Annotated in this window: 24 protein-coding genes; 10 read left to right on the top strand and 14 right to left on the bottom strand. The window is 57.9% G+C overall.

Features of this window, described 5'->3' with window-relative positions:
- Positions 1 to 158 precede the first annotated feature (158 nt).
- The 5 genes from OKX01_RS03500 (at position 159) to purU (ending at position 4,107) form a co-directional block, all read left to right on the top strand.
- Positions 159 to 830: a gamma-glutamylcyclotransferase gene (locus tag OKX01_RS03500; protein WP_042483350.1), complete on the top strand. Its 672-nt coding sequence runs from the start codon at positions 159 to 161 to the stop codon at positions 828 to 830.
- A 9-nt stretch (positions 831 to 839) separates the two neighbouring features.
- On the top strand, positions 840 to 1,472 hold the full coding sequence (pdxH, locus tag OKX01_RS03495; RefSeq protein WP_264672449.1) for a pyridoxamine 5'-phosphate oxidase: 633 nt from the start codon (positions 840 to 842) through the stop codon (positions 1,470 to 1,472).
- A gap of 39 nt (positions 1,473 to 1,511) precedes the next feature.
- Entirely contained in the window at positions 1,512 to 2,024 is a 513-nt protein-coding gene (locus OKX01_RS03490) for a flavin reductase family protein (protein WP_094195723.1), read from the top strand.
- Positions 2,025 to 2,111: 87 nt separating this feature from the next.
- Positions 2,112 to 3,227, top strand: coding sequence for an NAD(P)/FAD-dependent oxidoreductase (locus tag OKX01_RS03485; protein WP_264672448.1), 1,116 nt, complete (start codon positions 2,112 to 2,114; stop codon positions 3,225 to 3,227).
- A 25-nt stretch (positions 3,228 to 3,252) separates the two neighbouring features.
- On the top strand, positions 3,253 to 4,107 hold the full coding sequence (gene purU / locus OKX01_RS03480) for a formyltetrahydrofolate deformylase (protein WP_166727032.1): 855 nt from the start codon (positions 3,253 to 3,255) through the stop codon (positions 4,105 to 4,107).
- Positions 4,108 to 4,426: 319 nt separating this feature from the next.
- On the opposite strand, the gene ggt is transcribed toward purU, so the two are convergent.
- Complete coding sequence (gene ggt, locus OKX01_RS03475) at positions 4,427 to 6,172, bottom strand: gamma-glutamyltransferase (RefSeq protein WP_264672447.1); 1,746 nt, start codon at positions 6,170 to 6,172, stop codon at positions 4,427 to 4,429.
- Positions 6,169 to 7,050, bottom strand: coding sequence for a LysR substrate-binding domain-containing protein (locus OKX01_RS03470; RefSeq protein ID WP_264672446.1), 882 nt, complete (start codon positions 7,048 to 7,050; stop codon positions 6,169 to 6,171). Before OKX01_RS03470 ends, ggt begins: the two co-directional genes overlap by 4 nt.
- A 301-nt stretch (positions 7,051 to 7,351) precedes the next feature.
- On the opposite strand from OKX01_RS03470, the gene OKX01_RS03465 reads away from it, so the two are divergent.
- Complete coding sequence (locus tag OKX01_RS03465) at positions 7,352 to 8,545, top strand: acyl-CoA dehydrogenase (protein WP_108728048.1); 1,194 nt, start codon at positions 7,352 to 7,354, stop codon at positions 8,543 to 8,545.
- A 336-nt stretch (positions 8,546 to 8,881) separates the two neighbouring features.
- Here the strand turns inward: OKX01_RS03465 and OKX01_RS03460 are convergent, their stop codons facing one another.
- Entirely contained in the window at positions 8,882 to 9,328 is a 447-nt protein-coding gene (locus tag OKX01_RS03460) for a MaoC family dehydratase (RefSeq protein ID WP_094195718.1), read from the bottom strand.
- A gap of 528 nt (positions 9,329 to 9,856) precedes the next feature.
- Between OKX01_RS03460 and OKX01_RS03455 the strand changes: the two genes are divergently transcribed.
- Entirely contained in the window at positions 9,857 to 10,672 is an 816-nt protein-coding gene (locus OKX01_RS03455) for an alpha/beta fold hydrolase (protein WP_094195716.1), read from the top strand.
- 66 nt (positions 10,673 to 10,738) lie between these two features.
- Here the strand turns inward: OKX01_RS03455 and OKX01_RS03450 are convergent, their stop codons facing one another.
- The 8 genes from OKX01_RS03450 to OKX01_RS03415 form a co-directional block, all read right to left on the bottom strand.
- Positions 10,739 to 11,764, bottom strand: a complete 1,026-nt coding sequence (locus tag OKX01_RS03450) for an L-threonylcarbamoyladenylate synthase (protein ID WP_094195715.1) — start codon at positions 11,762 to 11,764, stop codon at positions 10,739 to 10,741.
- The gene (locus OKX01_RS03445) at positions 11,757 to 12,929 is read right to left on the bottom strand and encodes a 5-(carboxyamino)imidazole ribonucleotide synthase (RefSeq protein ID WP_094198263.1); all 1,173 of its coding nucleotides are present in this window, start codon (positions 12,927 to 12,929) and stop codon (positions 11,757 to 11,759) included. The genes OKX01_RS03450 and OKX01_RS03445 overlap by 8 nt, the downstream gene beginning before the upstream one ends.
- A gap of 24 nt (positions 12,930 to 12,953) precedes the next feature.
- On the bottom strand, positions 12,954 to 13,466 hold the full coding sequence (gene purE / locus OKX01_RS03440; RefSeq protein WP_162496909.1) for a 5-(carboxyamino)imidazole ribonucleotide mutase: 513 nt from the start codon (positions 13,464 to 13,466) through the stop codon (positions 12,954 to 12,956).
- 240 nt (positions 13,467 to 13,706) lie between these two features.
- A complete protein-coding gene (locus OKX01_RS03435; protein WP_086069018.1) occupies positions 13,707 to 14,588 on the bottom strand; it encodes a phosphoribosylaminoimidazolesuccinocarboxamide synthase in 882 nt (293 codons plus the stop codon).
- 140 nt (positions 14,589 to 14,728) lie between these two features.
- Positions 14,729 to 15,793, bottom strand: coding sequence for a class II fructose-bisphosphate aldolase (fba, locus tag OKX01_RS03430; protein ID WP_094195714.1), 1,065 nt, complete (start codon positions 15,791 to 15,793; stop codon positions 14,729 to 14,731).
- A gap of 80 nt (positions 15,794 to 15,873) precedes the next feature.
- Complete coding sequence (gene mog, locus OKX01_RS03425; protein ID WP_108728051.1) at positions 15,874 to 16,503, bottom strand: molybdopterin adenylyltransferase; 630 nt, start codon at positions 16,501 to 16,503, stop codon at positions 15,874 to 15,876.
- A gap of 80 nt (positions 16,504 to 16,583) precedes the next feature.
- A complete protein-coding gene (locus tag OKX01_RS03420; protein WP_094195712.1) occupies positions 16,584 to 17,342 on the bottom strand; it encodes an SDR family oxidoreductase in 759 nt (252 codons plus the stop codon).
- Between the two features lie 136 nt (positions 17,343 to 17,478).
- Entirely contained in the window at positions 17,479 to 18,921 is a 1,443-nt protein-coding gene (locus OKX01_RS03415; protein ID WP_108728052.1) for an aldehyde dehydrogenase family protein, read from the bottom strand.
- Positions 18,922 to 18,996: 75 nt separating this feature from the next.
- Between OKX01_RS03415 and OKX01_RS03410 the strand changes: the two genes are divergently transcribed.
- Together OKX01_RS03410 and OKX01_RS03405 are read left to right on the top strand one after the other, a co-directional pair.
- Positions 18,997 to 19,839 (top strand): NAD-dependent epimerase/dehydratase family protein, encoded by an 843-nt coding sequence (locus OKX01_RS03410; protein ID WP_230019045.1) that lies wholly within the window; start codon positions 18,997 to 18,999, stop codon positions 19,837 to 19,839.
- A 9-nt stretch (positions 19,840 to 19,848) separates the two neighbouring features.
- Positions 19,849 to 20,238, top strand: coding sequence for a type II toxin-antitoxin system HicB family antitoxin (locus OKX01_RS03405; protein WP_125277051.1), 390 nt, complete (start codon positions 19,849 to 19,851; stop codon positions 20,236 to 20,238).
- Positions 20,239 to 20,314: 76 nt separating this feature from the next.
- Here OKX01_RS03405 and OKX01_RS03400 read toward each other — a convergent pair whose 3' ends face one another.
- The 3 genes from OKX01_RS03400 to tkt all read right to left on the bottom strand — a co-directional run bounded on the left by OKX01_RS03400 (position 20,315) and on the right by tkt (position 24,639).
- Positions 20,315 to 21,505, bottom strand: coding sequence for a phosphoglycerate kinase (locus OKX01_RS03400; protein ID WP_276572195.1), 1,191 nt, complete (start codon positions 21,503 to 21,505; stop codon positions 20,315 to 20,317).
- A 62-nt stretch (positions 21,506 to 21,567) separates the two neighbouring features.
- Positions 21,568 to 22,581, bottom strand: coding sequence for a type I glyceraldehyde-3-phosphate dehydrogenase (gap, locus tag OKX01_RS03395; RefSeq protein WP_094195708.1), 1,014 nt, complete (start codon positions 22,579 to 22,581; stop codon positions 21,568 to 21,570).
- Positions 22,582 to 22,593: 12 nt separating this feature from the next.
- Positions 22,594 to 24,639 carry a transketolase gene (gene tkt, locus OKX01_RS03390; RefSeq protein ID WP_108728055.1) on the bottom strand — a complete coding sequence of 682 codons (2,046 nt, stop codon included), beginning with the start codon at positions 24,637 to 24,639 and terminating at the stop codon, positions 22,594 to 22,596.
- Between the two features lie 194 nt (positions 24,640 to 24,833).
- On the opposite strand from tkt, the gene OKX01_RS03385 reads away from it, so the two are divergent.
- Complete coding sequence (locus OKX01_RS03385; RefSeq protein ID WP_264672445.1) at positions 24,834 to 25,562, top strand: 16S rRNA (uracil(1498)-N(3))-methyltransferase; 729 nt, start codon at positions 24,834 to 24,836, stop codon at positions 25,560 to 25,562.
- Positions 25,563 to 25,567: the final 5 nt, after the last annotated feature.

Here is a 25,567-nt window from a genome sequence, read left to right as displayed (position 1 = left end):
GGCTTGACGGCGCTCTGCCAAATAGCAACACTCATATAAGCAAATTAGTATTTTTCCTTAGTTATCAGCGGCAAAGCCCGCTACAGTGGACTGTGCTTGCTCTACAATTGCCATAGGTTTCAAGCATCTGTGATTTTGGCTTACCACTTCTTTACGCCGTGAACATCGATTCTATTTCCGCCTCACCTTCCGCCGTACCCACACCGTGCAGCTTTCGTGTCCTGACTGACGAAGAGCGCAACGCCTCTTTGCGTCAATCCCTGGAAGAGGCGCAATGGTGTGAAAAACAAGACCTGTGGGTCTACGGCTACGGCTCCCTGATCTGGCGTCCCGATTTTGAATTTGCCGAGCAGCGCCAAGCCTTGCTACGCGGCTACCACCGGGCGCTGTGCTTGTGGTCACGAATCAACCGTGGAACGCCCGAGCAGCCCGGTCTGGTCTTTGGGCTGGATGTCGGTGGTTCTTGCCGTGGCATGGCCTTCCGTATTCCTGCCGAAAGCGTACCCAAAGTATTCGATGCCCTTTGGCTGCGCGAGATGCCCAGCGGGGCTTATATCCCCCGCTGGTTGCGCTGCCGCACCAGCCAAGGCGACATTCGCGCCCTGGTCTTTACCATGAACCGCAAGACCGATGCTTACGTACCCCGTATGCCGGACGAACAGTTGCGACAGGTGGTGTATTCGGCCCAGGGAACCAACGGCCCTTGCATCGAATACGTCATGGAAACCGCCTCGGCGCTGCAACGCTCTAAAATTCTGGATAAACGCCTGCAATCAGTGGTTCAATTACTACAAAGCCAGACTGCACTGCTTAATCCTCAACAAGCCTAAGAGCGCCCCATGTCCCTTGCCGATTTGCGTAACGAATACGAACGCTTTTCCCTGAGCGAAAACGAACTGTGTGCCGACCCTCGCCAGCAATTCCAACGCTGGCTGGATCAGGCCATTGAACTGAAGGAAGTCGAACCCACGGCGATGACGCTTGCCACGGTGAACCCAGAAGGTCGCCCATCGGCGCGCGTTGTCCTGCTCAAAGCTTACGATGAACAAGGCTTGGTGTTCTTTACGAACTACCTGTCTCGCAAGGGAACGGACCTGGACCACAACCCTTGGGCCAGCCTGTCCTTTTTCTGGTCTTCCATGCAGCGCCAGGTGCGCTTTGAGGGCCGCATCAGCCGCATCAGCGCGGCCGAATCCGACGAATACTTTCACAGTCGTCCTCTGGGCTCGCGCATTGGTGCCTGGGCCTCACCACAAAGCCAACCCATCAGCCGCACAGAGCTGGATGCCCGTGCCAAGCAGTACACTGAAAGCTTAGGTGAACATCCCGCCCGCCCTGAACACTGGGGTGGCTTCCGACTGACTCCAGACCATGTCGAATTCTGGCAAGGCCGTGCTTCGCGCCTGCACGACAGGCTGGTGTTCGACCGCAAGGACCCATCTGATTGGCAGGTGAGCCGACTGGCTCCTTAACACGTTCCCTTGGGGACGCCTGCCCTCAGACTCGATGCAATGACTGTTTTTTCTTCTACTTTCGATAGCGACTTCTTTCGTTCGGCACTGGGCCGTTTCGCCACAGGCGTGACGGTCGTGACGGGCGCCAATAAAGACCATCCGGATCAGGCCATTGGCCTGACCGTCAGCTCCTTTAACTCTGTGTCTCTGGACCCGCCTCTAGTGCTGTGGTCGCTGGCCAAACGCTCCCAGTCCCTGCCGCATTTTGTGGATGGTAAGGGCTATGTGATTCACGTTTTAGGAGCCAGTCAGCTATCGCTGGCCAAACGCTTTGCCTGGGGCAGCCAGGCCGAACGCTTTCACGATCACCCCACTAAACGCTCCCCGCACGGCTTACTCATGCTGGACGACGAGCGTTGCAGTGCCTGGTTTGAGTGCAAGCCTTATGCCGTTCATGAGGCTGGCGACCACCTGATCTTTATCGGTGAAGTCACCCATTGCGAACGCAGCGCTCACCAGCCCCTGATCTACCACGCGGGCGACTTTGACCTGACCCCTTCCCTGGCGTGACAGGGTGTTGCAAGGCCCCCCTGACGAGGGCTGCATGGCAGGAGTACACTACGCCTTTTGCTCTTACACGCCAATAAGGTCCTGATCATGGCAAACGACGTTGATTGCATAGTGCTGGGAGCAGGGGTAGTAGGTTTAGCCTGTGCCCGACAAATGGCCCAACAAGGCATGGAAGTTCTGCTGATCGAGCAAACCGCCAGCATTGGCAATGGCGTCAGCTCGCGCAACTCAGAGGTCATACACGCGGGCATTTACTACACTCCCGGCAGCCTGAAGGCCCGCTTGTGTGTAGAAGGCAAAGCCCAACTGTATGACTACTGCCAGAAACACCATATAGACCACGCCCGTTGCGGCAAACTCATTGTGGCGACCACGCCCGAACAACAAGCCGATCTGCTGAAGCTGCAGGCGCAAGCGCGTACCTGTGGAGTGGACGATTTGCAGTGGCTGGATGCGGCCCAAGCCCAGGCTCTGGAGCCGGCCTTGAATTGCAGCGCTGCCCTGCTTTCCCCTTCTACCGGCATTGTGGACACCCATGCCTTGATGCTGGCTTTGCAAGGCGATGCAGAAAACCACGGTGCCCAACTGGTCTTCAATACACCCTTTGTCAGTGCGCGTGTTCTGCCCGGACAAGGCTTTGAAGTACACGTCGGTGGCGCAGAGCCGTTCAGCCTGACAAGCACCTGCCTGATCAATGCGGCCGGTCTGGGCGCTGTCGCCGCTGCACGCCAGATCGAAGGGCTGGATGCCAGCCATATCCCGAACGCCTATCTGTGCAAAGGCAGCTATTTCTCGTTGGCGGGTCGCTCCCCCTTCAAGCACCTGATTTACCCCATGCCCAATAAAGCCGGACTGGGTGTGCATCTGACGCTGGATCTGGCCGGTCAGGCCCGCTTTGGCCCGGACACCGAATGGGTGCAGGATGAGAACTACGATATGGACCCGCAACGAGGCCACTCTTTTTACGCCGCCGTGCGCGAGTACTGGCCCGCTTTACCCGATAACAGCCTGAACCCCGCCTATAGCGGCATCCGGCCTAAAATTGTGCCCGCCGGCCATGCGGCTGCCGACTTTGTCTTTTCCGGGCCTGCCACCCACGGCGTCCCCGGACTGCTGAATCTGTTCGGCATCGAATCCCCTGGCCTGACCGCGTGTTTAGCGATTGCACGTCACGGCCAGAAAACCCTGGCCCAGGCAGCTTAAAAACTTTTCTGAAATCTTTACAATACTGTTGATGAACGATTACATCTTGACCCTATCCTGCCCGGATCGTACCGGCATTGTCCACAACGTTTCGGGCTGGCTGCTTGAGCAGAACGGCAACATTGTTGAGGCACAGCAGTTTGGCGACGCCGCCACCAACCGCTTTTTCTTGCGCATCCAGTTTTCCCTGCCTGAAAAGCAGGATGTGAACGCATTGCAAACCAGCTTCGCGCCCATTGCCGAAAAATTCAGCATGGATGCCAATATTTATGACGCCCAGCGCAAAGCTCGCCTGCTGATTCTGGTCAGCCGCCAGGGCCACTGCCTGAACGATCTGCTGTTTCGCGCCCATAGCGGCCAATTGCCGGTTGAAATTGCGGCCGTGGCTTCCAACCACACCGACCACGCTGGCCTGGCTTCCTCCTACGGCATTCCTTTCCATCACCTGCCTGTGACACCGGAAACCCGTCCCCAGCAAGAGCAACAGATCATCGACCTGGCTCGTGACCTGAAGATTGATCTGGTTGTGCTGGCCCGCTACATGCAGATTCTGTCCACCAATCTGTGTCAGTCCCTGTCTGGCCGCGCCATCAATATCCACCACAGCTTCCTGCCCAGCTTCAAGGGCGCGCGTCCCTACCACCAGGCCCATGCTCGCGGTGTGAAGATTATTGGCGCTACTGCTCACTATGTGACGGCGGATCTGGACGAAGGCCCGATCATCGAACAGGACGTGGAACACGTCACCCATGCTGTCAGCCCAGCTGAGCTGACCCAGATCGGTAGCGATGTGGAGTCTCTGGTTCTGGCCCGTGCCGTGCGCGCCCACGTTGAGCACCGTATTTTGCTGAACGATCAGCGCACCGTGGTATTTCGCTAAGCGACACGATCAGGTCTGTCTCAAGACTTAAAAAAGCCCTCAATGCTGTGGATATAGATCCACAGCATTGAGGGCTTTTTACTGGTCACCCATTTTTTCAAAAGCCAGACGACTTGAGCCTGCTAGCTACTTGGCAATTAGCTCTACCAGCCTCTGGCAGCGATCGACTGCTGTCTCTGCCAATCTCTGACGAGTATCTGCTTCACATCGCCAACAGCCTCTCCCGAATACTGACTGCTTCCCCAAGTCCGCCATGCGCTTGCAGCATGTCTCGTAGGCAAGACTATGTTTACCTGGGGTACACGGCTACAAGCTCTGTTTACTGCCCTAGCGCCAAGCCTTCCCGCCGAGGATCTACCCCCGCCTCCAGTCCTTCCTGGGTCCAGCGAATCACATGCGTACCGCTGGGAAAAGGCTGCTCTCGTACTTCATGACCCATCGCTCTCAAAGCTTGGGCCTGCGTGGTCACCGCCGTTCCCGCTTCCAGCTCGGTCGCCCAGTTGCGGCTGCCGTAATGCGGCAGGCTGACTGCCTGTTGAGCATCCAGATCCCACATCAACATGCCGGTCAGGGCCTGAGCCACGTAAGGAATGATGGCACTGCCACCCGGTGAACCCAGGGCAATGACTGGACGCCCCTGTTGCAACACCATCATCGGGGCCATGGAACTGCGTGGACGCTTACCTGGCTCCACCCGATTCACAGACAGGCGTCCCATCTCGTCCTTGGGACTCAAGGCAAAGTCCGTTAACTGATTGTTCAACAAAAAACCACGCACCATGATTTTGCTGCCAAAAGCAGACTCTATTGACGTGGTCATGGATACCACCTGCCCCTGAGCATCCGCTACGGATAAATGCGTGGTGGACGGCAGCTCGGGCGTGTTGTCACTGGCGGCTTGTGAGTCAGCCAACGGCTTGCCCGGTTGAGCATGCCCCATGGAACGGTCTGGCTGGATCAAGGCAGCGCGTGATTTCAGATACGCTGGAGCCAGCAAAGCCTGCTGTGGCACAGACACAAATGCCGGATCCGCCACCCAGGCATCCCGATCCGCAAAAGCCAAACGCCCTGCTTCAGAAAAATAATGAATCGCTTCCACAGATTGCGGTTCTGCGTCAGCAATGGGGGTGTGCTGTAAGATGCCCAGCATCTGCATCACACTGATAGCCCCCGAGCTGGGTGGTGCCATGCCACAGAGCGCCAACTGCTGCCAGTCCATACAGAGGGGTTCACGTCGCAGCGCACGGTACTGCTTCAAGTCGGACTCTGCCAAGTCACCCGCAATCGGGTCGGCGGCAACGGCAGCCACCATATCCTGGGCAAGCTCACCTTGATAGAAAGCCTGTGCGCCCTGTCTGGCCAAAAGGCGCAGCACCTGGGCGTATTCCTTGTTCTGTAAACGATGGCCGACGGGCCAAGGCCTGCCCTGTTCGTCCAGAAAATAGGCGCGTGTAGCGGCCTTGTCTGCCAGCTCAGGATTATCGGCAATCAAGGTATTCAAACGGGGGCTGACCTCAAAGCCGACCTCGGCCAGCTCAATCGCCGGATCAAACAAATTCGCCCACGGCAGCACGCCACCATCTTTATGCATCAACTCCAGGGCACGCAGCAAACCCGGTACGCCTACCGAACGACCACTATTGACCGCCTGTTTGAAGGACATGGTTTGACCGTCCAGCTCGAAGCGATCCAGACTGCTGGCTGCAGGCACGGTTTCCCGTCCGTCATAGCTCATCAAGCCGGTCTTGGGCTGAAACATCAGTAAAAAGCCGCCGCCGCCAATACCGGAGGACTGTGGCTCGACCAGCCCCAGCACCAACTGGGCCGCAATGGCCGCATCCACCGCACTGCCGCCCTGGTCCAGAATGCGCAAACCGGCCTGAGTGGCCAACGGATTGGCCGTCACCACCATACTTTTTTGTGTGACGAGCTTGTCACGTTGCACGGCCCTGCTGGCGGTCTCCGGATTCAAATGCTGGCTGGCCGCTTCCCGAGCATGCGCAGGCAGCACCAAGGCTAGGGTCAAAGCCGCCGACAGCAACGCCGGTTTCCAGTGCAATCTCATGTATTCTCCTTTTCGTGCTCAAGCAGCCATTGTTCCAGCAAACGCACCGCCTCGCTGGGTTCATTGGCCGTGGGGTAACTAAAAAAGTAAGCCTCACTCACTGGCATGGCATGGTCCAGCGGCATAATCAGCTCGCCCTGCTCCAGCGCCTGCTGCACCAAAAAGCGCGGCATCAAAGCCACTCCCATATCGGCATGCAAGGCCGCCATCACCAGGCTGAACAGCTCATAACGCGGGCCGGAGCTGACGCGCAGATCCGGCTCCAGCCCGGCAGACCGATACCAGTCCGACCAGCTATCGGGGCGTGTAGACATATGCAAGTGAATCAGCTTTTGCCAGTGGCCACTGGCAGCCAGCGTGGGCGAGCACACCGGCACCAGCTCGCCTTCGTCAAACAGCTTGATACCCTCGGTTTGGGGCCATAACTGCCGTCCATGATAAATGGCGGCATCAAAGGGATAGTCTCCAAACTGAAACGGAGTGGTACGCACAGACAGACTGACCGTGATGTCAGGATATTGCCGGGAGAAACGGGCCAGGCGCGGCATCAACCACACCGTGGACAAGGTAGGCAGTACCGCCAGATGAATGCTGCGGCCCACGCCAGCACGCGCAATCAGGCTGAAGGTGTCTTTGCCGATTTGCTCCAGATGGTGACGGATACGGGCGGCATAATCGCGCCCCGCCGGGGTCAGCACCAGACGCCGCCGCACCCGTGTCAGCAAAGTCACACCCAGACGCTGCTCCAGGCCGCTTACCTGCCGGTACACCGCACTATGCGTCAGGGACAATTCCTCGGCCGCACGGGAAAAGGTCCCCAGGCGGGCCGTCGCCTCAAAGGCCTGTAATGCGCCCAGACTGGGCACGCCTTGTCTCATTAGACACTCTCCTGATTGTGAAACCTCTTCCCTGCCCACCCGTCGCTAGGCGGGATCGTTACGCCAGCACACGACATTGTGCAATTTTATCAATTGATTTGTGCGCTTTATGCACATTATGCTGAGACCTTACATGGATATCGCTTGTGCGCAGCCGCCTGACCATGCGCCACCTCTAACGCTATTGCCCACCGTTGCCAGTGCCAGCGATACTCACATGGCTCTTTTCTATTTCCCAGACCGATGGCGCCCATGTTGGCCCCACTTAACTGACCGTCTTTGATCTTCCCGGAGTACCTCTATGTCTGCCAATCCCTCTTTTCATTGGGACGACCCTCTGCTACTGAATCAGCAGTTGAGCGATGAAGAACGTATGGTGCGCGATGCCGCCCATGCCTATGCGCAGGAAAAGCTGTTGCCGCGCGTGCTGCAAGCCTTTCGTCACGAGCAGACCGACCCCGCCATCTTTGCCGAAATGGGCGCGCTGGGCTTGTTGGGAGCCACCATTCCTGAAGCCTACGGGGGTGCCGGTCTGAACTACGTCAGCTACGGTTTGATCGCCCGCGAAGTGGAGCGTGTGGATTCGGGCTACCGCTCCATGATGAGCGTACAGTCCTCTTTGGTGATGGTGCCGATTTTTGAATTTGGCAGCGAAGAGCAGAAACAGAAGTACCTGCCCAAGCTGGCCAGCGGGCAATGGATTGGTTGCTTTGGCCTGACTGAACCCAATCACGGTTCGGACCCCGGCGCCATGGAAAGCCGCGCTGTCAAAGTAGACGGCGGCTATCGCCTGAGCGGCAATAAAACCTGGATTACCAACTCCCCCATTGCCGATGTGCTGGTGGTTTGGGCCAAAGTCGTGGGTGGTGAAGACGACGGCAAGATCCGTGGCTTCATTCTGGAAAAAGGCATGAAAGGCCTGTCCACCCCGGCCATTCACGGCAAAGTAGGCTTGCGCGCTTCCCTGACCGGCGAAATCGTCATGGCCGATGTGGACATTGCAGACAGCCAAATGCTGCCGCATGTCTCAGGTTTGCGTGGCCCCTTTACCTGCCTGAACTCGGCCCGCTTCGGGATTGCCTGGGGTGCCTTGGGTGCGGCCGAATCCTGCTGGCATACCGCCCGCCAGTACACCCTGGACCGCAAACAGTTTGGCCGCCCCTTGGCCGCCAATCAGCTGATTCAGAAAAAACTGGCCGATATGCAAACCGAGATTACGTTGGCGTTGCAAGGCTGCCTGCGTCTGGGGCGCATGAAAGACGAAGGCACGGCGGCGGTGGAAATTACGTCCATCATGAAACGCAACTCCTGCGGCAAGGCACTGGATATTGCCCGACTGGCACGCGACATGCTGGGTGGCAACGGTATCTCTGACGAATTCGGCATTGCCCGTCACCTGGTCAATCTGGAAGTGGTGAATACCTACGAAGGCACCCACGACGTCCACGCCCTGATTCTGGGACGTGCGCAAACCGGGATTCAGGCCTTTTTCTAAGCGAAGCTCAATAAGGGCAAAGCAAAAAGCTTTGCCCTCTTTCATTCAGAATCTAATCAAACTTGCCGATTACATGCGGTGGGAGCGCATCGCCAGCTTGCATCCTTTTTACGCCAAGCAAGCTCAAGGTAAAAAGTGTCCTCCAGGCAAGCAGTCTGCGAACCGTGTCGCGTGGCGACTTTTCTCTTACCACCGAGCCGTTCCCAAGATACCCCCTTCAGAGCGAGTAAGCCCAAAGCGTAGCGCGGAAGTTTTCTCGTGTCGCCAAGCCGTTCCAAAAATAAAAACCGGCCCCTCGAAGAGCAACAAGCCAAATAGATAAGTAGGTAGTCTTTCTTAGTCTTGTAGAACCTTCAACTCAAACATACTGGTGGCTTCCAGCTCCAGCACCCGTTCATCACGCTGGTTAAACACATCCCAATTCCAACGGATGATGCCTAAATCTGACCGGCTGCTGGACACACGCTTCGATATAACGGTGGCCTCCAGACGGATAGAGTCACCTGCCCGTACGGGCAGCACCCAGCGCAAACGTTCCAAACCTGGCGAGCCAAAGGACTCGGAGTCGTGCAAAGCAGAATCCACAGCCATGCGCATGGCTTTGCCACAAGTGAGCCAGCCGCTGGCAATCAAGCCGCCCCAATGGCCTTCTTCGGCTTGCTTATCGTCAATATGAAAGGACTGCGGATCGTATTTCTGGGCGAAATCGAGCATCTCTTCGCGAGTCACAGGTACAAGTGGGTGCTTGATGACCATACCCACTTCAAATTCAGCAAATTTCATGTTGTGGTGCAATGAAAAAGAGCCCCCACGCTGCACCTTCGGCTTGCTGCCCCCCGAGGGGGAGCTTTTTGCCTTGGGGCGGCCCGGCGGCAAAAAAAAAGCCCCTCGCTACGCCTTCAGCTTGCTGCCCCCCGAAGGGGAGCTTTTTGCCTTGGGGCGGCCCGGCGGCAAAGAAAAAGCCCCCTCGCTACGCCTTCGGCTTGCGCTCCACCTCGCGGCTTGTATGCCGCTCGGATTCGCTAGGCACACAGCAGTCCGCAATGGACTGCTGTGTGTCCAGGCTCATCCCCAAGGGGGAGCTTTTTGCCTTGGGGCGGCCCGGCGGCAAAAAAGACCGAGAGCGCCACTCTACCATCTCTGTCAAAATTTGCAGCACCTGCCCCTAAAGCGCCACAAACCGCAGCAAACTGTCCACATCGGGTATCGGGAAAAGCAAGCCTGTGCGTCCTATACCAATCTATGGCATAAAGAGAGTTTCCTAATTACTTGAACGCCCAATTTGTTTGGGGTTTATGCACATCAACCGCTATGACAACACTAGCTTCATCTTTGCAATTTGCAAGCCTGACTCAAGGCACGCAAGCCATTGAACTGGAATATCAACGCATTTTCCCCGAGCGGGTCGCGGCCCCTTTGCTGGTGTTTCTGCATGAGGGTCTGGGTTCGATTGCCATGTGGAAAGACTGGCCAGCACAGTTGTGCGAACAAACCGGTTGTAGCGGTCTGATGTACTCACGTTACGGATATGGCCGCAGTACCCCGCGCCCCGACAATAGCCCCAAAGAGCCCGACTATCTGCACGAACAGGCACTGGACGTACTGCCGCAATTGCTGGAACAACTGGGCGAGGACGGCCAAAAGCGCCCGATTATGCTGGTCGGCCACAGTGATGGTGGCTCGATTGCCCTGCTGGCAGCCAGCGGCTTTGGCGACAAGCTGCAAGGCATTGTGGTGATGGCCCCGCACCTGTTTGTGGAAGACATTTCCTTGCGCGGCATTCTGGTCGCCCGCGAAGCCTACGAGCAAGGTTTTTTACGCGAGCGACTGGCCCGCTATCACGATGATGTGGAGTCCGCCTTCTGGGGCTGGAACGCCACCTGGACGGAACCCCAATTCCGTGACTGGAATATCGAAGAGGACGTCAGCCGCATCACCTGCCCGATTCTGGCCATTCAGGGCGTGGATGATGAATACGGCACGCTGGAGCAGATCCGTCGCATCAAGAAGCTGGTGCCGCACACAGAGCTGCTGGAGCTGGAGCAATGCGGTCACCTGCCCTACCGGGATAAGGAAGCGCAGGTGAACCAGGCAATTGTGGATTTTCTGAAGCGAACAGCCCGCTAAGCAGCAAACTCACTCAGTTCCTAAGCTCAGTCCTTAAAGCACACACACGCCTACTAAACAGCAGCCTTACTCAAAGGCGGCGGCTGCTCGGCCCAGGCGGTCATTGACCGCCTGCCAGTCTGGCGTATCCGGGCAACGCTGCACCCAAATATGCTGATACTGGCCTTGGTCCAGACGACGCAACATGGCGTACAAATCCTGGGCATAAAGCTGCGCATCCGGGCTGCACACATACCAGTCGTGTACATCCGCCGAAAAGGGCGGCAAAGAGGCAAAGGCAACAATGGCCTGCTTGCCCCCTTCGGCCAAAGCAGCCTGCACCGTTGGCGCACTGCCTTCATCAAATAAAGACAAAGGGGTACGCGGCGCATAATGCGCTTTCAAGCTGCCCGACACTTGTGGGGCTTGTTGATCCGGACTGGCGGGTTCGTAGCCGATGACCTCGGCAATCATGGCTGCCGTGATATGGCCGGGCCGCAACAGCACCGCACCCACGCCTTGATGGGTACGCGAGACGTCCACAATGGTGGACTCGATACCCACTTCCGACGGGCCCGCTTCCACGATCAGCAGTTCCTCTGCGCTCATGTCCGCAAATTCATCGCGCACATGCTTGGCGGCCGTAGGCGATACCTGACCAAATTTGTTGGCCGAAGGCGCCGCCACACCGGCCTGACCGCTGGGCTTGAGTTCCGCCATGCGCTTGAGCAAGGCTTGAGCCACCGGATGGGAAGGACAACGAATACCAATGCTGCTTTGTCCGCCACTGACCGTATCCGGAATAGCCGGATTGCGCGGCAAGATCAGCGTCAACGGGCCGGGCCAGAAGGCATCCATCAATTGCTGCGCCACGGGCGGAATATCCGTCACCCAATAGCGCAAATCGGCACCAGGGGCCACATGCACAATCAAGGGATGATTCGCAGGGCGGCCCTTGGCCTTGTAAATCAGTTGCACCGCAGCCGGGTTCTCTGCATCCGCGCCCAGACCGTAGACCGTCTCGGTCGGAAAGGCGACTAGCCCCCCTTGTGCCAGCACACGGGCGGCTTGCTCTATCTGCTGCTCGGAAGGGCTGGAGGGGGTGTCAGTCATGATCAAAAGCGATGTGCAAAGCGGCGGCAGCTCGGGCAGTGCGCTCGCGCACTTGCTGATCCGACTCGCCCACAATATTCACGTGCCCCATCTTGCGGCCAACACGGGCCTCGGCCTTGCCATACAAGTGCAAGGACACACCAGGCACAGCCAGCAAGGCAGCCCAATCCGGCTCACGCATCTGGCCTTGTTCGTCAAACCAGATATCGCCCAGGATATTGAGCATCATGGAAGGACACAAAGCGCGGGTATCGCCCAGGGGCAAAGCGGCCATCACGCGGGCCTGTTGTTCAAACTGACTGGTGACGCAAGCATTCATGGTGTAGTGGCCGCTATTGTGCGGACGAGGAGCCACTTCGTTGGCCAGCAAACGGCCGTCTTCCAGAATGAAGAACTCCACACACAACACACCCACATAATCCAGCGTACGGGCAATCGCAGCCGCTGCCTGACGAGCCTGTTCGGACAAGGCATCGTCCTGGAACTGGGCACTGATCGTGGACACGGCCAAAATGCCGTCGCGGTGCTCGTTACGGGCACATGGGAAGGTTTTGACCTGATCGTCCAGGCCACGGGCCAGGACCACCGAAATTTCGGATTTCAAAGGTTGCAGGGCTTCCAGCACACAGGCTTGGGAACCGAACTCCTTGAAGGCAGCCAGCGCCTGCTCCCGGTCTGCCACACGCGCCTGCCCCTTGCCGTCATAACCAAAGCGCGCTGTCTTCAGAATGCCGGGGAACAAGGCGCTGTCAGCGGCCTGCAAATCGTCCAGGCTTTCGATGGCGGCATAGGGAGCCACCGGCACACCGGCCTGCGAAATAAAGGCTTTCTCACGAATGCGATCCTGCACAATGCCCACAGCATCACCGGACGGCGTGACTCGGGTGTGCTGAGCCAGAGTCAGCAAGGACTGCGCCGGGACGTTTTCGAACTCGGTACTGACGGCTTGGCACAGTTCCCCCAGTTGAACCAATGCTTGTGCATCATCGTAGGCCGCACAGATATGCAGATCCGCCACGGCACCGGCCGGGCTATGGGTGTCGGGGTCCAGTACCGCCACTTTATAGCCCAGGCTTTGAGCGCTATGGCAGAACATGCGGCCCAGTTGGCCGCCTCCAATCATGCCCAGCCAGGAGCCAGGGACTAGTAGGACAGCATCAGTCATGGGGGTCATCATCACAAAATAAAATCAGGCAGTGGCAGGCGGAACACGCATCGCGCGGGCGGCCTCGGTCTGGCGGGCACGGTATGCAATCAGTTTTTCAGTCAGGATCGTATCGTTGACGGCCAGATTGGCAATCACGTGCAGCGCGGCATTGGCGGCACCGGCCTCGCCAATGGCGAAGGTGGCAACCGGCACGCCCTTGGGCATTTGCACAATCGACAACAGAGAATCTTCACCGCGCAGATAGCGCGAAGGCACGGGTACGCCGAACACGGGCAAGTGCGTCAGGGCCGCCAGCATACCGGGCAAGTGAGCCGCACCGCCTGCACCGGCAATAATGGCTTTCAGGCCACGGGCTGGGGCCTGGGCGCCGTAATCCACCATATCAATCGGCATGCGGTGGGCAGAGACCACGCGGCACTCATAGGACACGCCAAATTCATCCAGAATGGCCACGGCCTGGCTCATGACATCCCAGTCGCTGGAAGAACCCATCACAATGCCCACGGTGGGGGTCGCAGGAGTTTGTACGCTCATTAGAGATACGCCCTAAAAGGAAGAAGGCGCCATGCTACCAGGCGCCTTGGTCAATAGAAAAACAGCAGGATCCATCCAAGGATGGGTTTTCCGGCGAGGCAGACTTTGCTCTGCCCATCGCCCTCCCCCAAAGCCCGGCTCGCTGTAGCAAGTCGTCCACGGACATGAGCCGCTTGGCACCCTGCTGAGGACGAGCAGGCAGCTCGTTTACGATGAGTGCCTGTCCGGGCTGCAAACCGTTCACGCCGTCAGGCGTTCCAGGGCTTCACGGTATTTGTCAGCCGTACGCTGGGCCACTTCAGCAGGCAAGCGCGGTGCGGGCGGTGTCTTGTCCCAGACCTGGGTTTCCAGCCAATCGCGCACAAATTGCTTGTCGTAGGACGGTGGGCTGATACCTTCGGCATAGCTGTCGGCTGGCCAGAAACGCGAGGAATCCGGAGTCAACACTTCGTCCATCAAATGCAGTTGGCCTTGATCATCCAGGCCAAACTCAAATTTGGTATCGGCAATCAGAATGCCACGGCTGGCCGCATAGTCGGCAGCTTCGGTATACAAACGCAGGGTCACGTCACGGATTTGCTCGGCCAGTTCCTGACCGACTTCCTTGACCACGTGAGCAAAATCCACATTCTCGTCGTGCGAGCCCATTTCAGCCTTGGCCGCTGGTGTAAACAACACGTGGGGCAGCTTGGCAGCCTGCTTCAAACCTGCAGGCAAGGTGATGCCGCAAACCGCACCAGTCGCCTGGTAGTCTTTCCAACCCGAACCAATCAGGTAACCACGGGCCACCGCTTCCACCATGATGGGCTTCAAGCGCTTGACCACCATGGAGCGGCCTTCGACTTGAGCACGCTCTTCAGGCGCCACCACATCAACCGGGTTCACGCCCGTCGTGTGATTAGGGATGATGTGTGCCAGCTTGTTCAGCCAGAATTCGGTCATCTGCGTCAAGACAGCGCCCTTGCCGGGAATGGGGTCGTCCAGAATCACGTCGAATGCCGAAATGCGATCACTGGCCACAATCAACAACTTATCCTCACCCACCGCATACATGTCCCGAACTTTGCCGCGCGCGAGTAGCGGCAAGGAGCTCAGGCTGGATTGATGTAAGGGCTCTTGCACGATTTCATCCTTAAAACGAAAACATCCCGCTGACTATGGATGCAGGCGGGACGACAATCCCGGCGCCTGCGGCACCGGGCAAAGACGCGGAGACCGAGGCGGGCAGTCGTGCTGCCCACTCCTGCCGCCGCCTGACAAAATTACTGAACGATCTGGGACAGCTCGCCGGTGCTGTACTGGCGGGCAATTTCCTGTAAAGGAATAGCCTTGATCTTGGAAGCCTGACCGGCGGCGCCGAACTGCTGGTAACGGGCTACACACACTTTCTTGGCGGCTTCGCGAGCAGGTTTCAGGTATTCGCGCGGGTCGAACTTCTCTGGGTTTTCAAACAGGAAACGACGGATGGCGGCAGTCATGGCCAAACGGATATCGGTGTCGATATTGACCTTGCGCACGCCGTACTTGATGGCTTCCTGAATTTCTTCCACAGGCACGCCGTAGGTTTCTTTCATGTCACCACCGAACTGACGGATTTCCGCCAGCAATTCCTGAGGCACGCTGGAGCTGCCATGCATCACCAGGTGGGTGTTAGGTAAGCGACGGTGAATTTCTTTCACACGCTCGATGGACAGAATGTCGCCAGTAGGCTTGCGGGTGAACTTGTAAGCGCCGTGGCTGGTACCGATGGCAATAGCCAGTGCGTCCAGTTGGGTGCGGGTCACGAATTCAGCCGCTTGCTCGGGGTCGGTCAGCAGTTGATCCAGGGTCAGAACGCCGTCGGCACCGTGGCCGTCTTCCTTGTCGCCCTGCATGGTTTCCAGAGAACCCAGGCAACCCAGTTCACCTTCAACGGTCACGCCCAGCTTGTGAGCCATATCGACCACTTTGCGGGTCACTTCCACGTTGTATTCAAAGTCGGCAATGGTTTTGCCGTCGGGCAGCAAGGAGCCGTCCATCATCACGCTGGAAAAACCCAGTTCGATGGCGCCCTTGCAAATCTCGGGGGACTGGCCGTGATCCTGGTGCATCACCACAGGGATGTTGGGGTAGGACTCAACAGCCGCTTCGATCAGGTGACGCAGGAACGCTTCGCCTGCATATTTACGAGCACCAGCCGACGCCTGCATGATGACGGGGCTGTCCGTCTCCGAGGCGGCTTCCATAATGGCCTGGACCTGCTCCAGGTTATTGACGTTGAACGCTGGAATACCATAACCGTGCTCGGCCGCATGATCGAGCAGCTGGCGCATGGAAACTAGGGCCATGAGAAGACCTCCTGAAGACGAAAATAATTGAAAAACTTGGCTGGGCACGGTTCGTGTCCAGCCGATTGTTTGTAAGCGTATTAACTGGCGGTCCGACGCGCCGACTTGGGGCGGAACGCTTGCACCACATGCTCGTGAGTTTGTGCGTAAGGTCCGCCAATCAGGTCGATGCAATACGGGACAGCTGCAAAAATACCCGGCACCAATACTTGTCCGGTTTCTGTATCCCGTAATCCTTCCAGAGTTTCCTGAATGGCTTTGGGCTGCCCAGGCAGATTGATAATCAGAGCAGCGTGGTCCTGAATTTCTCGGATGACCGCAACTTGCCGCGACAAAATCGCTGTTGGTACGAATTTTAAACTGATTTGACGCATCTGTTCACCGAATCCGGGCATTTCGCGCGTTCCCGCGTCCACCGTGGCCTCCGGGGTCACGTCACGACGGGCCGGGCCAGTGCCACCGGTGGTCAAAATCAGATCGCAACCGGCGTCCACCAGCTCGACCAAAGTGCCGGTAATCTGGGCTCGTTCATCAGGAATCAAGCGCTCCAGATAGGCAGGTGCGACCGTCAAGGCGGAATCCAGCCAGCGGCGCAGCGCCGGTATACCTTGATCCTGGTACTGTCCGCTGGAGGCGCGATCCGAAACCGACACCAAGCCGATACGCAATTGATCCGGATGCTCGCGGGGAGACTGTCGATTGAATGTCATGCTTTTCCTTGGAAGCGAAATAAATTACAGGCCCTGAACGGGCCTGCCAACCGCAGGATTGTAACGAATCGCAGTGGGGCTTAAATACAACGGCCGCCATCGACCTCGATGCAGGTGCCGGTCACAAACTCGGCCTCGTCCGAGGCCAGATACAGCGCTGCCGCCGCCACGTCCTTGGGTGTGCAAAAACGGCCCAGCGGAATTCCCGCCAAAAAGCGGCTGCGATTTTCCGGCGTATCGGGCATACCCATGAATTGTTCCAGCAATGCCGTGTCACCAATCACCGGATTAATGCAGTTGACCCGAATATTATCCGGGCCCAATTCGGCTGCCATCCCCTTGCTGATCGTCACCACTGCACCTTTGGTGCCGTTGTACCAGACCAATCCGGGGCGCGGACGCAAAGCGGCGGTGGAGGCAATATTGATGAACGACCCCGAACCTTGAGCCCGCAGGTACGGCACAAAGTGTTTGGCACTCCAGTAAATGCTTTTCACATTGACGGCATAGACCAGATCGAACTCGCTTTCGCTGACCTCCAGCAAAGGCTTGTTGCGGTGTGTGGTGCCTGCATTGTTCACCACAATGTGCAGCCCACCGCACTCACGCAAAGCAATATCCAACAGGGCATGCACTTCGTCCCCTTGCGAGACATCACAAGCGGCAAAAATGGCCTGACCACCCGCAGCCTGAATCTGGGCAGCGGCGGCTTTGCCTTGCTCCTCATTCAGGTCGGCAATCAATACACGCGCTCCTTCACGTGCAAAACGTTGCGCGATACCCAGGCCAAAACCCGATGCACCGCCCGTCACGATAGCCACTTTGTCTTGCAATCGCATCTTTGTCTCCTTCTGCTTTCTATATAAAAAATGGCGGCTTTGCGCCGCCATTAATGAAACCTGTTTAGCGTTCAGTTGCCATGCTGCCAGAAAACCCGGCCCACCACAGCCACGCTTACCCTAGATTCCTTCAAGATCAGTTCGCAGCATGACGCAGCGCAACTGTTTTCAAGGACGTCAGCGCATACAGAGCCTCAAACCCTTTTTCGCGTCCTATGCCAGACTGGCCGGTTCCGCCAAAAGGCAGCTCTACCCCACCTGCCGCGCCGTAATTATTCACAAAGACCTGCCCGGCCCGCAGTTGTCTGGCCATGCGTACCTGACGGGCTCCGTCGCGGGTCCAGACCCCGGCCACCAGACTGTAAGGCGTACCATTGGCCATGGCGATCGCGTCCTCCTCGGTGCCGAAAGGCTGAGCGACCAGAACCGGACCAAATATTTCCTCCTGCGCCAGGCGATGATCAACTGGCACATGCCCCAATAAAACAGGCACTTGATAAAAACCACCAGCCGGGGCCTTAGAGTCCAGCTTGCCTTTGGCAAGCACCACAATGCCGTCCTGGTCCAGATTTTCCAGATAGGAGCGCACTCGCGCTTGCTGCTGGGCGCTGATCAGCGGACCGCAATCCAGATTGTCGCTTGCCGCCCCGGTCAGCAACGCTTTAAAGGCCTCGATCAAACGCTCGGTAAAATCACCATAAATAGCGCGCTGAATCAGCACCCGGCTGCCTGCCGAGCACGTTTGCCCTGCGTTCTGCACAATCGCGTTGACCACGACCGGCAAGGCCGCATCCAGATCCGCATCCGAGAACACGATTTGCGGAGACTTGCCGCCCAGCTCCAAGGTGACTGGCACAAAGTTACGCGCCGCTTGCACGGCTACCTGACGGCCCGTGCCGGGAGAGCCAGTGAAAGAAATATGATTGATGTCGGGATGTGCGGACAGGGCCTGCCCCGCCTCGCTCCCCAGCCCCGTGCAGATATTGAGCACACCCGCCGGCAAGCCCGCTTCGTGCAACAACTCGGCCACCCGCAGCAAGGACAGGCTGGCATCTTCCGCCGGTTTCACCACGCAGGTGTTGCCTGCCGCCAGGGACGCGGCCACGCTGCGCCCAAAAATTTGCAAGGGGTAATTCCAGGGAATGATATGCGCGGTAACCCCCAAGGGCTCACGCAAGGTAAAGGCCGTCATTTCCCAGCCCAATGGGATGGTTTGACCATGCAGCTTGTCCACCGCGCCCGCATAGAACTCAAAATAGCGGACAATGGCAGCAGCATCGGACTGGGCCTGGCGTAAAGGCTTGCCGGTATCGCGGGACTCCAGCCGCGCCAATTCCTCGCGGGCATCAGACAGGGTTCGGGCGCAGCGCAGCAGCAATTGGCTGCGCTGGGCGGCAGTAAGATGGCTCCAGGGCCCCTGACTGGCACGTCGGGCGGCCTGTACAGCCCAATCAATATCCACCTCGGACGATTGTGCTAGCCGGGCAAAGATTTCGCCCGTGGAGGGGTCGATAACCGGTAGCAAACCACCGCCCTCCGCGCCAAGCTGCTGTCCGTCAATCCAATTGCGACACTCCATGACCGCCTCCAATGCTATTGTTATCCCAGCCAATCGAGCTTTGCTCGAGATCATTCTACTCAAGGACTTGCCGCTTTGGACTCTCGACAACGTACTTTGCTCTTAGCGGGCGCTGGCGATCTGGGCACCCGCACCGGTATGCTGGCCCGCCATCACGACTGGCCGGTGATCGGTCTGCGCCGTCATCCCCCTTTGGACGATGACAGCGGGATTGAATGGGTGCAGGCTGATTTAAGTGAGCCCTCCTCCCTGCGCCTGAAACACCGCAAAATCAGCCACGTACTTTACGCTGTCTCCCCCGGCCAGCGTAGTCAGGCTGCTTATGAACAGGTATTTCTGCACGGTCTGGAAAACCTGCTCAACGAACTGGACCTGAAAGCCCTGAAACGCTTCGTCTTTGTTTCATCCACCGCCGTCTACGGCCCAAGCAATGAATGGGTGGACGAGAACTCGCCCACCGAACCGGCACAATTTAACGGGCAAGTGCTGCTGCAGGCCGAGCAGTTGCTGCACCACCGGATTCCAGCCCAGGCTGTCGTCATCCGACCCAGCGGCCTGTACGGGCCAGGACGCACCCAATTACTGGATCGTCTGCGTGAAGGCCGCGCCACCGTGCCAGACGACCCTGAACATTGGGCCAACCGCCTGCATATTGAAGATGCTGCGCGCGCCTGCTGGCACCTGCTACGTGCTCCTGCGCCCTTCCCTTGCTATATAGGCACTGATAGCCGTCCTTACCGGATTACGGAACTGTATGACGGACTGGCTGATTTGCTGAAAGTACCGCATCCCGAACGGCGTCAGTCCAATGAAGGTGGCAAACGCCTGAGCAACCAGCGACTGCTGGACAGCGGCTTTCAGCTGGACTGGCCCGATGCCATGCAAGGGTATGCGCAGTTGATTAAAGATGGGGCGTAAGCGCAGCTCATGCTCTATCCCATCCACGTACACAAAGAAGAACATAGCGCCTATGGCGCATCCTTTCCGGACTTTCCAGGTTGTTTTGCAGCGGCTGACGAATTACAGGATCTACCTAAGGCGGCTCAAGAAGCCGTTGAGGCCCATTTCTTCGGCGACAGCTCATCCATTCCTGCTCCGACCACACCTGAAAGCTGGTCTTGGCACGATGACTATAAAGACGGATTTTGGATGATGGTTGATATTGACCTATCCAAAGTCAACAACAAAGCCATTCGCTTGAATATCAGTCTGCCGGAGTCCTTAGTCCACCGCATTGATGCTGTCGCAAAAGCCCAGCATCTATCCCGCTCTGCATTCCTGGCAAAAACTGCTGAACGCGAAATGGCCAATGCCTGAACCATAAAAGCTATGCACACAAAAAAAGCCAGTCAACTTGCGTTGACTGGCTTTTTCTTATGCAGCCAAAACTGACTTAAGCCTTGTCTTCCAACGCAGCCACAGCAGGCAAGCGCTTGCCTTCCAGGAATTCCAGGAATGCCCCGCCGCCGGTGGAGATGTAGTCCACATCCTCACCAATATTGAACTGGGCAATCGCGGCCAGGGTGTCACCACCGCCAGCAATCGAGAAGGCCTTGGCGTCTGCAATCGCGCGTGACAGGGTTTCGGTGCCTTGTGCGAAGGCCGGGAACTCGAACACGCCCAGAGGGCCATTCCAGACCACGGTACCAGCCTTGGCAATGATGTCTGCGATCTGCTGAGCCGTTTGTGGGCCCACGTCCAGAATCATGTCATCGTCCTGGACCTGATCAGCAGCCTTGATTTCAGCCGCTGCATCAGCAGCAAAGGACTTGGCGCACACCACATCCACAGGGATAGGCACTTCCGCACCGCGCTCTTTCATGATGCGGATCACTTCGCGGGCTTCTTCCAACTGGCTGTCTTCCACCAGGGATTTGCCCACGGACAGGTCGCTGGCCATCATGAAGGTATTGGCAATGCCGCCACCGACCACCAGTTGGTCAACCTTTTCCGCCAAAGCGCGCAGAATGGACAGTTTGGTGGATACCTTGGCACCACCCACAATCGCGACCAGAGGACGTGCAGGCTGATTCAAAGCACGGCCCAAGGCTTTCAACTCGGCTTCCAGCAAGGGACCGGCGCAAGCTACAGGAGCAAAGCGGGCGATCCCTTCGGTAGTCGCTTCAGCACGGTGAGCCGTACCAAAGGCGTCGTTTACGTAAACGTCACACAAGGCTGCCATTTTGCGGGCCAACTCGGGATCGTTCTTCTTTTCCCCCACGTTGCAGCGGCAGTTCTCCAGCAAGACCACCTGACCGGGCGACACTTGGACGCCATCGAGCCAATTGCGACGCAGCTCAACGGGCATGCCCAACAACTCGGATAAACGTTGCACCACGGGTTCCAGCGAATCCACAGGCTGGCACTCGCCTTCTTTAGGGCGACCCAGGTGAGACGTGACCATCACCGCAGCGCCGGCATCCAGCGCCATGCGAATGGCAGGTACCGAGGCACGCACGCGCGTGTCTTCGGTAATACGTCCGTCTTGCAGAGGGACATTCAGATCAGAGCGGATAAATACCCGCTTGCCTCGCAGCGCGTCCGTTTCGGCCAGCGCAGACAAGGTCTTGATGCTTGTAGACATGGTTTTTTGTTCTGGGAATTAACGTGACAGGGGCGGGAAATCCCGCCCCTGCTATTCAGATCTTACTTGGCCGACATCAGTGCGATGGTGCTGTCGAGCATACGAATGGAGAAAGCCCATTCGTTGTCGTACCAGGCCGCCACTTTGACCATATTGCCGCCGGTAACTTTGGTCAGCAGGGAATCAACCGTGCTGGAAGCGGTGGTGTGGTTAAAGTCGATAGACACCAGAGGTTCGGTGCAGTAGTCCAGAATGCCCTTCATGGCGCCTTCCGAAGCTGCCTTCAGAATGCCGTTCACTTCTTCAACGCTGGTGTTGCGGCTGGCCACGAAAGTCAGGTCAACCATGGACACGTTGATGGTAGGAACGCGCACAGCGTAACCGTCCAGCTTGCCATTGAGTTCTGGCAACACCAGACCCACAGCCGCAGCCGCGCCGGTCTTGGTAGGAATCATGCTGCTGGTGGCCGAACGGGCACGGCGCATGTCCTTGTGACGCACGTCGGTCAGGACCTGGTCATTGGTGTACGCGTGGATGGTGGTCATCAGACCGCTGACCACGCCCAGTTCCTTATGCAAAGGAGCAACCAGGGGAGCCAGGCAGTTGGTGGTGCACGATGCGTTGGAGATAACGGTGTCGGTGCTTTTCAGAATGTCGTGGTTCACGCCGTACACGATGGTGGCATCCACATCCTTGCCACCGGGGGCCGAGATGATGACTTTCTTGGCACCGGCTTGAATGTGCTCACTGGCTTTTTCCTTGGTGGTGAACGCGCCGGTACATTCCAGCACCACGTCCACACCCAGTTCAGCCCAAGGCAGGGTCAGCGCATCGCGCTGGCTCAGTAGACGGATACGGTCACCGTTGACCACCAGGTAGTCGCCATCCAGCGACACATCGGCGTTGAAACGGCCATGCACGGAGTCATAGCGAGTCAGGTGTTCATTGATCTCGGCACCGCCCGAGGCGTTGATGGCCACGATCTCGATATCGTGTTTTTTGCCGTACTCGTAGTGGGCACGCAAGATCATGCGGCCGATACGACCATAACCATTGATTGCGACGCGAATCGTCATGTCAGACTCCAATTACAAAATTTCTTGAACGGCCGCAGCGACCTTCTCTGCTGTCAGACCAAAATGCTTGAACAGGACGCCAGCCGGGGCGGATTCACCGTAGGTATCAATACCCACTACGGCGCCTTCCAGACCCACGTACTTGAACCACAGACCTGTGGTCCCGGCTTCAACTGCAACGCGTGGAATGCCTGGGGTCAGGACCTGATCGCGCCACTGCTTGTCTTGAGCATCGAAAAGGTTGGTACAAGGCATGGACACCACGCGGGTCGCAATCCCTTGCTGAGCCAACTGTTCCTGGGCTTGCAGCGCCAAACCGACTTCCGAGCCGGTTGCCATGATAATGGCGCGCGCATCTTGCGCGTCACGCAGCACGTAGCCACCACGACGGATGTTCTGGATGGTTTGCGCATCGCGTTCGACGAAGGGCAGATTCTGGCGCGACAAGAGCAAGGCGCTAGGACCGCCGCTCTGTACGTCCATGCCGATGCTGGTAGGACGCTCGACCGAACATGCCCAGGCCACGGCAGTTTCCGTGGTATCACAAGGACGCCAGACGTGCAGGTTGGGGATCAGGCGCAGGCTGTTGGCGTGTTCAATGGACTGGTGTGTAGGACCGTCTTCGCCCAGACCGATGGAGTCGTGGGTAAAGACGTGCACAACGCGCTGCTTCATCAAGGCAGCCATACGAATGGCGTTACGCGAGTAATCGGAGAAAGTCAGGAAGGTGCCGCCAAAAGGCAGGTAGCCACCATGCAGGGCGAGACCATTCATGATGGCGGCCATGCCGAATTCACGCACACCGTAGTTGATGTGGCGACCAAAATGCAGACCATCAGCGTGAGCGCGAACCGCTTCGGCCCCTTTCCAGTCGGTGAAGTTCGAGCCGGTCAGGTCAGCCGAGCCGCCCAGCATTTCTGGCAGCACATTGACCAAGGCGCTGATGGCCAATTGCGAGGCTTTACGCGATGCAATGGTTTCGGCCTTCTGAGCGGTTTCTTCAATAAAGGCCTGGACTTTGGCGCTGTAGTCAGCAGGCAGTTCGCCTTTCAAACGACGGGCCAGTTCGGCGGCCAGTTCAGGATAAGCCTGGCTGTAGGCGTCAAAACGCTTTTGCCATTCGGCTTGCTGAGCACCACCCTTTTCGCGGCAATCCCAGCCTTGGTAGACTTCCTGAGGAATTTCAAACGGACCGTGGTTCCAGTCCAGTGCAGCACGGGTGGCAGCGATTTCATCAGCGCCCAGTGGAGCACCGTGGACTTTCTCGGAACCGGCGGCATTAGGAGCGCCCTTGCCGATCACGGTACGGCAGCAAATCAGGGTAGGACCCGTGCCCTCTTTCGCGTTGCGGCGAGCCTGTTCAATCGCGCTATTGATCGAAGTGGCATCGTGGCCATCAACCGCGCGAATCACGTTCCAGCCGTAGCTTTCAAAGCGGGCGGGAGTGTCATCACCAAACCAGTTCTCGACCTTACCGTCGATGGAGATGCCGTTGTCGTCGTACATCACGACCAGCTTGGAGAGCTTCCAGGTACCGGCCAAGGAGCAAGCCTCGTGCGAGATACCTTCCATCAAACAGCCGTCGCCAGCGAAAACCCAGGTCAGGTGGTCGACCACATCGTGGCCTTCGCGGTTGAACTCGCGCGCCAGCAAGGCTTCAGCCAGTGCAAAACCGACCGCGTTACCCAAACCCTGGCCCAAAGGACCCGTGGTGGTTTCCACGCCAGCGGTAATACCCACTTCAGGGTGGCCCGGAGTGCGCGAATGCATCTGACGGAAGTTGCGCAGCTCGTCCATGGGCAGGTCGTAGCCGCTAAGGTGCAACAAAGCGTAGATCAGCATGGAACCGTGGCCGTTTGACAACACAAAACGGTCGCGATCAAACCAGGCAGGGTCGGCAGGGTTGTGTTTCAGGTGCCGGGACCAGAGAACCTGGGCGATATCGGCCATACCCATGGGCGCACCGGGGTGGCCCGAATTAGCTTGTTGCACGGCATCCATAGACAAGGCACGGACGGCATTGGCTAGGGTTTTATCAGAGGCTGACGCAATATCCATTAGAAGCTCATTGGGGCGGCGGCGCGACAATTCCGGCAAGCGGACGGCTCACGACCCTGATTAGTTTATAAAACGCGCTATTTTAGCATTGCTGGCGCTAAATCGCCCCCACTAGAGCTGGGGCCTTGTGCTTTCTCCCCCAAGCCCGGGTACGGTATGCTTGTGCGGTTTTTTATGCTTGATGGTGTCTTGATATGGCAGCTCCCCGCTTCTACCACCCCTTGGGCCTGACGGCCCAGACCGAGATCGCCCTGCCCGAGGCACTGGCGCATCATGCCATCCGGGTGCTGCGTTTAAAGGACGGCCAGGACATCGTCCTGTTTGACGGACTCGGGACTCAATACCCCGCCACCTTGCGCATTGATGGCAAAAAAGGTTTCGCCGCCCTGGGCGCTGCCCAAACACCGGTCCGCGAGCTGGCCGGTCGCATTACCGTCCTGCAAGGCATTGCCTCCAGCGACAAGATGGACTGGATTATCGAAAAAGCCGTGGAAATGGGCGTCAGCCGCCTTGTGCCGATTCGCGCGCAACGCAGCGTACTGCAACTGAATGCGGAGCGGCAGGCCAAACGCATGGGCCATTGGCAAAGAGTGATCGAGTCGGCCAGCGAGCAATGTGGTCGCAACCGCTTGATGGAACTGTCTGCGCCGCTGACATTGGCCGAGTACTTTCGCGAGGCTGAAACTGGCCTGCATCTGTTTTGTGATCCCGATGCGCCCCTGCAACTGGCGCAGGCCATTGGACCGCAAGATCAGGCCATGACGATATTGATTGGCCCCGAAGGCGGTTGGTCGCCCGAAGAGCAAAAGGTGGCACTGGGTGCCCAGGCTCAGGCGATTCGTTTCGGACATCGCGTGCTGCGAACCGAAACTGCCGCCTTGGCGCTGACAGCAGCGATCAGCGCCTTGCAAGGCTGGGAATAGAACCG

It is taken from the genome of Alcaligenes sp. SMD-FA (genome assembly GCF_025960365.1).
Classification (GTDB): Bacteria; Pseudomonadota; Gammaproteobacteria; order Burkholderiales; family Burkholderiaceae_B; genus Alcaligenes; species Alcaligenes aquatilis.
Note: the sequence above shows the minus strand (reverse complement) of the source record. Positions and strands in the feature narration are given on the sequence as shown.